This window comes from Streptomyces sp. SPB074 (genome assembly GCF_000154905.1).
Taxonomy (GTDB): domain Bacteria; phylum Actinomycetota; class Actinomycetes; order Streptomycetales; family Streptomycetaceae; genus Streptomyces.
In genome coordinates this window covers 4704155-4713526 of record NZ_GG770539.1, presented here as the reverse complement: position 1 = coordinate 4713526, position 9372 = coordinate 4704155, and the positions used below count along the sequence as shown (strand labels likewise).

General features: G+C 74.5%; 5 protein-coding genes and 1 pseudogene. 3 read left to right on the top strand and 3 right to left on the bottom strand.

Translation table 11 applies throughout. The annotated features are described in order from the left end of the window. The first annotated feature begins 2015 nt into the window (after nt 1-2015). A complete protein-coding gene (locus SSBG_RS19795) occupies nt 2016-2558 on the top strand; it encodes a hypothetical protein (protein ID WP_234010601.1) in 543 nt (180 codons plus the stop codon). 295 nt (nt 2559-2853) lie between these two features. Here SSBG_RS19795 and SSBG_RS19790 read toward each other — a convergent pair whose 3' ends face one another. After that, nucleotides 2854-3090, bottom strand: coding sequence for a hypothetical protein (locus tag SSBG_RS19790; RefSeq protein WP_037870197.1), 237 nt, complete (start codon nt 3088-3090; stop codon nt 2854-2856). Nucleotides 3091-3292: 202 nt separating this feature from the next. On the opposite strand from SSBG_RS19790, the gene SSBG_RS19785 reads away from it, so the two are divergent. Both SSBG_RS19785 and SSBG_RS19780 read left to right on the top strand, forming a co-directional pair. After that, entirely contained in the window at nt 3293-3775 is a 483-nt protein-coding gene (locus SSBG_RS19785; RefSeq protein WP_234010600.1) for an NUDIX domain-containing protein, read from the top strand. 377 nt (nt 3776-4152) lie between these two features. Further along, nucleotides 4153-4746, top strand: a complete 594-nt coding sequence (locus tag SSBG_RS19780; RefSeq protein ID WP_008747849.1) for a DinB family protein — start codon at nt 4153-4155, stop codon at nt 4744-4746. A gap of 249 nt (nt 4747-4995) precedes the next feature. Here the strand turns inward: SSBG_RS19780 and SSBG_RS19775 are convergent, their stop codons facing one another. Next, nucleotides 4996-5913, bottom strand: a complete 918-nt coding sequence (locus tag SSBG_RS19775; RefSeq protein WP_008747848.1) for an ABC transporter permease — start codon at nt 5911-5913, stop codon at nt 4996-4998. Nucleotides 5914-6203: 290 nt separating this feature from the next. Next, nucleotides 6204-8981: pseudogene (locus SSBG_RS19770) on the bottom strand (alpha/beta fold hydrolase). Nucleotides 8982-9372: the final 391 nt, after the last annotated feature.

The window sequence follows — 9372 nt, the reverse complement described above, 5'->3', positions numbered from 1 at the left end:
CGGTGATGTGGGGTTGCTGGGCGGTGGGCGGGGGGATGCGTGCGGTTGGGCTGGGATGGGCTGGGCGGGGTTGCGGGGGCGTTGGGCGGGGGCGCGCGACCAGCTCGGGGAGACGGGCCGAGCGGGCTGAGGAGCGGTGCTTGGGCGAAGTGCTCGGGCGGCGAGAGTGGAGCGGGGACAGAGAGGGGGCAGGACGGTGAGGGACAGGGTGAAGGTGAGGAGGGCAGGGGTGTGGGAGCGGATTCGGGGACAGGTGCGGGTGCGGGTGCGCGGGGACGTACGGGCGGGGATTCGGGGGCACGTGGGCGTGCGGGCATGAGGACGGGGGCCGAGGCCGGGGCGGGTGGGAGTGGGGCACGGGCCGTGCTCGACCCCTCGCTCGTGGCGCCGCGGCGGCCGGACCTCACCTTCGACGCCTTCGCGGATTCGCACCGGGAACTGTGGGCGCGGTATGCCGCGACGCAGGTGGGCGCGGTGTACAAGGACGAGGTCGTGACGCGTGTGTGCGGGTGGCTGCGCGGGAACTGGCGCGGCGTGCTCGGCTCGGACTCGGTGGCGCGGTACGCGTGGCGCGTGCTGAAGGCGGAGGTGCACGCCTGCGCGACGGAACGGGGCCTGCGGCCGGTATGCGAGGTGTCCGGGGCGGCCCTGGACGAGTTGCCCGAGCGCCTGTACGACTTGGTGGTCCTGCGGTACGAACTCGGCGTGGGCGAGGCGGAGATCGCCGACTACTTGGGCATCGAGCGAGCGGCGGTGGGGGCACAGGCGCGCTACGCGCGCGGACGGGTGGAGAAGCTTTCGGAGGCGGCACGGGGCGAGGAGCCCACGGGGAACGGCACGGCTTCCGCCCTGGGGGCGGCGGTTCCGGGCGCGGGAGGAGCGTCGGGTGAGGCGGGGGCTCGCGGGGCGGCGGGGACTCGCGGAGCAGCGGGGCCTTCGGACTCGGCGGTAGCTTCCGGCGCGGAGGGGGTTGGCGCCAGGGCGGAAGCTTCCAGCCGGGCAGCGGCTTGCGGCACGACGGGCACACCGAGCGCGGCGGACGCTTCCAGTTCGGCGGATGCTCCCGGCACGGCGGGTGCTTCCAGCGCGGCGGGGGCTGCTGGCGCGACAGGGACTCGCAGCGGGGCGAACTCTTCAAGCCGGGAGGGCATTTACAGCGCCTCGGGGGCTCGCGGCCCTGCTGATCCTCCGAGCCTGGAGGGGGCTCCCGGCCCGGCAGAAGCTCCCGACCCAGCAGTGACCCGCAGCCCAGCGGGCGCACCGAGCGCGGCGGACACCCCCGGCCCGGCGGGCACTTCCAGCCCTGCGGGGACTGCTGGCGCGACGGGGGCTCCCAGCACCACGGGCGGTTTGAGCGCGGCGGACACTTTTAACCCAGCGGAGCCTTCGAGCACGGCGGACACTCCCAGCTCGGCGGGTGCTCCCAGCGCGGCGGACGCTTCCAGCCCGGCGGAGACTCGCGGCCCAGCGGGTGCGCCGAGCAAGGTGGACGCTTCCAGTTCGGCGGATGCTCCCGGCACGGCGAATGCTTCTGACACGGCGGGTACTTCCAGCGCGGCGGGCGTTTCGAGTGCGGCGGACCCTTCCAGCCCCACGGGCGCTCCCCGACCTGCGGCGGCACCCGGCCCTGCTGCGGCTGCCAGCCCGGCAGGCGCTTCCGGCACGGCAGGCGCCCCCAACCCGGCGGGGCCTCACGGCCCAGCGGCGCCTCGCGGCCCGGCGGGTGCCTCCAGCCCGGCGGAGGCCCCAAGCCCAGCGGGCGCTTCGAACCCGGCTGGCCCTTCCAGCCCAGCGGGCGTTCCCGGACCTGCGGCGGCTCCCAGCCCGACAGGCGCCTCCAGCCCGGCAGGCACTTCCAGCCCGGCAGATGCTCCCAGCCCAATGGGGGCTCCCAGCCCAATGGGGGCTCCCAGCCCAGTGGGTGTCTTCCGTGTGGCGGAGGTGGGCGGGTGAGGCGGGGGGCGGCGCCGCATGAGCAGGCTGCGCGTGATCTGGATCTGGCTGTCGCGCTCGTCGTGGACGCTCCGCCCGCCGCCGCGAGTCTCGCGCGCCTTGTCGCCGGGCCCGTGGCCGAGGGCGAGGGCGATCCACACGGGGCGCTGGTCTTCGGGGCGTTGCTGCACCTGACGCGCGCCGAGGACGCGGCCGGGTGGTGGTGGCGGCGCGCGGCGGACGGAGGGAGCCGGACGGCGGCCTTCCTGCTCTTCCTGCTGCACAGCGCGCGCGGGGAGTTCCGCGACGCGGAGCGGTGGCGGGCGCGGGGACGGCACACGCCGAAGCCCCACCCCGCCGAGGACCGGGATACGGCGGAACCGTTTCTCCCAGGGAACGGGGACACACCGCCACCCCTCTCCCCCACCCTGCGGCACCGGCTGCTCGCGCAGTGCCACGCGCGCCGTACCCCCTCGTTGCCCGCCGCGCTGGAGAGCCTGATGAACCGGCTGCCGCAGGTCCCGGCGGTCGATCCCGAGTACGGCACCCCCGCCGGCGTACCTCTTCCCGACGCCTCCCTGCGCCGCCTGCTGGATACCAACTCGTCGTGCAGGGAGAAAACATGAGGCTCCTCGCGCGCCTCCGGTGCGGCCGGGAGGGCCCGAGTGCTCTCGACCGCTCGTCGGCGCTGCCTGCGCCGCGCCCCCGCCCCCTCCCCCACCCCCGATGACACCGGGGGAACCGCCCTTGGCGGTGAAGGAGTGGAGTGCGGGGGCCGGTCGAGGCGCGCAGGGGCCACAGCCCCGCCTAGGCGGAGCGCCCGCGCGAACGAAGCCTCGCGCCAACGGGGCATTCAAAGGCGCGAGTTCGCACCCGGCATCCGACGGTGAGCGCCGCCCGCGTGTCAGGCCGCCGGGGCGGTCAGTACAGGGCCCAGAGGGTGACCAGGCCGTTGACTTCGGTGCAGGCGGCGTCCTGGTAGTACTGCTTGGCCTTCGGTATCTCCGCCTGGCACGACGCCAGGTTCGGGTACATCTCCGGCCCGCCGGCGACGTCGTGCCACTGGGCGGCGGAGGCCGTACCGGCGGTCAGCGGGATGGCCACCGCCGCCGCGACGGTGGCGAGGCCGAGAGTCGTACGAGTGCGCCATGACTTCACAGGCGTTTCTCCTTCGGAACGGGACCGGACAGCTCCGGTGCCGGTTGAGTGGGTCCGTCGTGGCGTCACCTGCCCGATGATCACTTCCTCACACCATCCTTGTGGATCACTCCGCGCCTCACGGTGGCAGGGCCTGGACGAGGCGGACGTGGAGGAGGCGGGCGAGGACGAAACGCTTGGCGAGCGGGCGACAATGGGAGACATGATCCGTCCCCACGCGCTGATTGCCCGGGTGTGGCGGCTGCTTCGGCCCTTTCAGTGGCGGCTGTTGTGGTGCGCGCACGCCAAGTACAACGTCGGTGTCACCGGGGTCGTACGCGATGACGAAGGGCGCGTGCTGGTGCTGCGGCACCGGCTGTGGTCGCCCCGTCAGCCTTGGGGCCTGCCGACCGGCTTCGCCGCGAAAGGTGAGGAGTTCGGGCAGACCGTCGTCCGCGAGGTCAAGGAGGAAACCGGGCTCGACGTCGTCCCCGGCCCCCTCGTCCGCCTCCGCAGCGGCTACCGCCTGCGCCTCGAAGTGGCCTACGAGGCCCGCCTCACCGGCGGCACCCTCCGGCTCGACCCGCTGGAGATCCTGGAGGCCCGCTGGTGCGAGCCCGACGACCTTCCGGACGGCCTGTCTCCCGTGCACCGCGGGCTGATCAGCGGAGAGGTGGACGGGGACACGTTGCGGGGCGCGGGCTGAGCGAAGCCATTCACGACGAGGGCTGACGGCCGGGCTCACGGCCGGGCTGACAGCGGGAGGCATTCGCGGCGCTCGGGCGGAAGACTGCGTGGCGGGTACGGGCGCGGGTACGGCTACGGGACTGACGGTCCGGGCGAGGCGGCCCCGGAGCGCGCGAACGCGCCGGGAGGGGAGCCCGGTGGGGCAGGGCGGGCGAACGGCCCGGAGCGGGGGGACGCGCTGGGGCCCCGGCCCGGCCGACTCCCGATCGGGTTCCGTGAGTTTCCCGTCGCTGCTCCGGGCGTGGTGGTCGCGGTCGGGCCTCGGTCTTGCACGTCCTTGGGGGGGGTCGTGGGGGATGTTGAGGCCGTTGGTGGCCCGTGGCAGGGTGATGCCGCATGATCGATGGATTCGCGAAGGACAGCCTGCACGGGAGACTGCGGCGCGACCGGGCGGCCCTGCTCTGGAAGCTTGAGGGACTGTCCGAGTACGACGCCCGTCGGCCTTTGACGGCGACCGGGACCAGCCTTCTCGGGCTGGTCAAACATGTCGCCAGTGTCGAGGCCAGGTACTTCGGTGAGGTCTTCGGCCGTCCTTCCCCGGAACCGCTGCCCCGGTGGCAGGACCACGACGGCAGCGATCTGTGGGCCGCCGAGGACGAGATCCGCGACCAGATCGTCGCCTCCTACCGGCGCACCTGGGAGCACTCGGACGCGACGATCGGCCACCTCCCCCTTGACGCCCCCGGCCACGTGCCGTGGTGGCCGGAGCCCCATTCCCGCACGAACCTGTTCGCCACCCTGGTCCATGTGCTCGGCGAGACCAACCGACATGCCGGGCACGCCGACATCCTGCGCGAAAGCCCCGATGGCCGCACCGGGATGCGGCCCGAACACGAGACGCCGGTCGATGAGGAGGCCCGCAGCGCCTTCCGCGCGAAGGTCGAGCAGGCCGCCAGATCTGCCGCATCGATCAAGGCGTGGAGGCATTGAGATCCGTGCCGCGCGACATGGCGGCGGCCGGTCCTCCTCACTGCCGTCGTTTCCGGCTCGGCCGCAGGGTGGCGGGGCGCGCTCCGCGCTCCGCGTGACGAACGGGTGGCCTTCGCCGCCGTGGTGAAGGAGATCTCCCGCAGGAACCGACCGGCGAGCACCCTCGCGTGGCCGTGGCCCCAGGCGGGAGGGGACCGCGCGTGCTCGCCGTGCCTCCGTCGACCGGTGGTCCCAGGGCTCAGGGCCTGTTCATGAGACGACGTCCTTCCGCGCGAAGCCCCGGAAGGCGAGGGCGAAGAGGACCACGGCGTAGGTCACCGAGATCGCCGCGCCTTTTGCCGCGCCCTGCCAGGCGAGTTCGGGGGTGAGGAGGTCGGTCCAGGCGAACTGCCAGTGGGCGGGGAGGAAGTCCCGCCAGTGGCCGAGTGCCGTGACGGCGTCCAGGACGTTGCCGATGATCGTGAGGCCCACCGCGCCGCCCACCGCGCCGAGGGGCGCGTCCGTGCGGGTCGAGAGCCAGAAGGCGAGGGCGGCCGTGACGAGTTGGGAGACGAAGAGGTAGGCGACGGCGAGCGCGAGGCGCGGGACGGCCGTCCCTGCCGGGACGGAGTCACCCGTGGGGAGTTCGAGTGGGCCCCAGCCGTAGAGCGCCGTGCCGAGGAGGAGCCCCACGAGCGGCAGGAGGATCATCGCCGCGAGGGAGCAGGCCAGGGCGACGACCAGTTTGCTCGCGAGGAGGCGGTGGCGGGCGACCGGGGCGGCGAGGAGGTAGCGGAGCGTCGACCAGTTCGCCTCGGCGGCCACCGTGTCCCCGCAGAAGAGGGCGACCGGGACGACGAGCAGGAAACCCGCCGAGACGAAGAGGCACACCGCCGCGAAGTCGGCGCCCGAGCGCGTCGCCGCGTCCATGAGCGTGCCGCGCGACTGGTTCGCACCGTCCCCACCGGGCGTCCCGCCCACGGCGAAGGCCACGGCGAGCACGAACGGCAGCAGGAACAGCGCCGCCCCCATCACCGCCGTCCGTCGCCGCGTCAACTGCCTGCGTAACTCCACCCGCACGGGCAAGGTCCGCCCGGGCCGGTACCCCTCCGCGCGCGGCGAGGCGGGGGCCGCCCCGGCCCCGGTCTCCGGCAGGGGCGGAGGCCAACTGCTACCGAGGTGCGTCATGCGGAACTCCGGTCGTGCTCGGGGAGCGAGGGTGGGCGTTGCCATGGGGGTGGGGATGGGCATGGGGGGGTGGGGACAAGGGTGGAGGTTGCGGCGGGACAGTCCGGCGCGGCGCACTCCGGCGGCCTCCGTCCTGGGCTCGCCTCCCACCCGTACGGAAGGCCGGCCCGCGCCAGTCGCGGGCACGACCGCTCCCCCGGGCGGCACGGCCTCGCGAGCCGTGCTCCTGCCCTCTCCCCCGCGCCTCGCGAGGTCGGTTGTGCCGCTGGTGCCGGGGTGTTGGCCTGTGGTCATGACGGGCCCCCGATCAGGTGGAGGAAAGCGTCTTCCAGGCGGCGGCGGGGGGTCAGGGTGGTGATGGGGAGGTCCAGGGCGAGGAGGGGGGCGAGGAGGGGGGCGAGGAGGTCCGTCGTCGTGGCGCCCTCGTCCAGGCGGAGGAGGAGGGTGCGGTCGTCGTCGCGGGTCAGGTCGGCCACTCCCGGGAGCGCCGCCGCCTTCGCGAGGACCGGATCGGGGACCGGGTGGGCCAGGCCGATCGTCATCGCGCCCGTGCCGCCGGTGATCTCCTCGACCGGGCCGGCGGCGACGAGGCGGCCCCGGTCCATGACCACCAGGTCCGTGCAGGACTGTTCGACCTCCGAGAGGAGGTGGCTGGAGACGACGACCGTGCGGCCCGAGGCCGCGTACGCGATCATGACCTCGCGCATCTTTTCGGATCTGGGGCGGGTCCAGGCCGTTGGTCGGTTCGTCGAGGCAGGAGGAGATCCGGCAGGCCGAGCATCGCCTGGGCGAGGTGCGAGGCGCTGGCGCATCCCCTGCGAGTAGGTGCGGACCGGGCGGTCCAGCGCTTCGCCGAGGTCCGCGATCTCCAGGGCCTCGGCGGTGTGCGCGTCGGCCTCGGGGCGGCCCGTCGCCTTCCAGTACAGGTCCAGGTTGCGGCGGCCACTGAGGTGCGGGAGGAAGCCGGGGCCCTCCACGAAGGCACCGACACGCGACAGCACGGGGGCGCCGGGGCGGATCGCGTGGCCGAAGACACGGATCTCGCCCGCGTCCGGGCGCACGAGGCCGAGCAGCATCCGCAGCGTCGTCGTCTTGCCCGCGCCGTTGGGGCCGAGCAGTCCGAGGACCTGACCGCGCCCCACCGTGAACGACAGCTCGTGCACCGCCCAGCGCTCGGCGCCGCGCGCGTACTTCTTGCCCAGGCCCGTGATCCGCAGGGGGACGTCCGCGAGGTCCGGGTCCGGCGGGGGCGCCACGTCGGTGCGGCGGCGGAGCAGGAGGAGCAGCAGGGCGAGGACCGCGCCGGCCGCCGGGAGGGCCCAGACCCAGACCGGGAGCGGCGCCGGGCCGCTCGCGGCCTGCGGGAGGCTCGGGACGGTCAGCGCGCCGGCCGGGGTGACGGTGTAGGTGGCGGGGGCCGCCGGGGAGGCGTAACCGAGGTCGGTCGCGGAGAGGACGAGGCGCAGGCGGTGGCCCTTGGGGACCTGGTGGTCGACGGCGGGGAGCGTCACGATGACCGTACGGCCCTCGCGGGCGCCCGTGACCCGTACCGGACTGACCAGTTGCGCGGGCAGTACCTGCTTCTTGCCGCCCGCGCCGACGTCGTAGACCTTCGCGAAGAGGACCGCCGTGCCCGTCGAGGAACGGACGTGGACGCGGACGGTGGGGCTGCCCGTGACGCGGACCGGCTTCGTGAGCCGCTCGGTGTCGAAGCGGGCGAACTGGCCGGGGAAGTCGACGGCGAAGCCCTGGCCCGTCCGCTCGGCGAGCCGGGCGAGTCCGTCGCCGAGGCCGGGGACGGCGGAGAGCGAGGGCGGCGAGCCGCCGGGCGGGTTGGCGAAGACCTGGCGGTCCCTGGGCAGCGCGTAGTGGTGTTCGGTGGAGCGGACGCGGGACCGGTCGCGGCCCGCCGCGGCCGGGTCGGAGCCGGAGTCCGCGCCGCGGCCCGGGACGCCGCCGGTCAGTCCCGGGTACGTGGAGAGGTCCGCGCCCGTGAGTTGGGCGGCGTCGTCCGTGGCGCCCACGGAGCCGCTGCGCGAGATGCGGAAGGCCGGGCCGGTGTTCACCGAGCGGTCCTTCTTGAGGTAGCGGTCGAACCAGGTGGTGATGCGGCGGGTCAGTCGGGGGATCTCCATGTCGCCGCCGTCGTGGCCGCCGGCGATCCAGTCGACCGAGACGGGGGCGCCGTTGGCGCGGATGTGCCGGGCCGTCTCGTCGGCCTGGCCGAGCGGGAAGAGCGAGTCGGACTGGCCCTGGATCACGAGGGCGGGGACCTTGATCCTGTCGCCCACGGCGGCGGGGCTGCGGTCGTGGAGGAGCTTCGTCGCCGCCGCGTCGGGCGCGCCGCGCTCGGCGACCCTGCGGTACATCGCGCACAGCTCGGGCGTGAAGCGTCCGCAGCCGACCCCGACGCCCGCCACCCGCGAGCCGATGTCCGCGCTGCCGGAGGTGAAGAAGATCCCGGCCCAGAGCTTCTTGAAGACGCCGTCGGGGAAGAGCGCCTGCGACAGGTCCCAGTACGTGATCTCCGGGGCGATCGCGTCGACGCGGGGGTCGTGGCCCGCCGCGAGCAGCGAGATCGCGCCGCCGTAGGAGGCGCCGGTCGCGCCCACGCGCGGGTCGCCCTTCTTGTCGAGCAGGACCTCCGGGCGGCGGGCGAGCCAGTCGACGAGGCGGGAGACGTCCGCGACCTCGTGCTCCGGGTCGTTGAGGCCGATCTCCCCGCCGGAGCGGCCGAAGCCGCGCGCGGACCACGTGAGCACGGCGTAGCCCCGGCGCGCGTAGGACTCGGCCTGGGAGCGCAGCTCGGCCTTGCTGCCGCCGAAGCCGTGCGCGAGGAGGACGGCGGGGCGCTTCTCGCGCGGATCGCCCGCCGTGAACCAGCTCGTGTCGATGCGGGTGCCGTCCGCCATGCGGCGAAAGGCGTCCGTACGGTGGACGCCGCCGCTCTCCGTACGGTGGACGCCCGCGCTCTCCGCGCCGGGGACGCCGCCCGCCCGGTGCGCCCCGGAGGCGAGCGCCCCGCCGCTCTTCGGCGCCGCCTCGGCGCTCGGCGCGGCGCCCGGCAGCAGCGCGCTCGCGAGGAGCAGCAGGGCCGTCGTGAGGACGGCGGCGAAGCGGCGCGCGGCGCGGGGCGGCGGCCCGGCGCCCGGTCCTCGCGGGAGGCCGCCGGACCGCCGTGACGTGCGCCCGGATGACGTGCGGAGATCCATGACGCACACCGTACGGGCTTCCGCGAATCGGGCCCCGGAAGTTATCCACAGAGGCAGGGGATCGTCATACGAGATGCGCGGCGCGCCGCTTGAGGATCGTTTCTGCACGCCCTCCCGTACCCGGAACGCCCCACTCCACGCGACCGCCGGTTCACACGACCCCCGGAGTCACACGCCCCCGCCCCACACGATCCCCTGATCACGCGCCCCCACCCGGCACGCCCCCGGATCACGCGCCCCCACCCCG

Coding starts and splice junctions, on each gene's coding strand:
- SSBG_RS19785 (WP_234010600.1), top strand. CDS start 3,293: ATGATCCGTCCCCACGCGCTGATTGCCCGGGTGTGGCGGCTGCTTCGG.
- SSBG_RS19780 (WP_008747849.1), top strand. CDS start 4,153: ATGATCGATGGATTCGCGAAGGACAGCCTGCACGGGAGACTGCGGCGC.
- SSBG_RS19775 (WP_008747848.1), bottom strand. CDS start 5,913: ATGACGCACCTCGGTAGCAGTTGGCCTCCGCCCCTGCCGGAGACCGGG.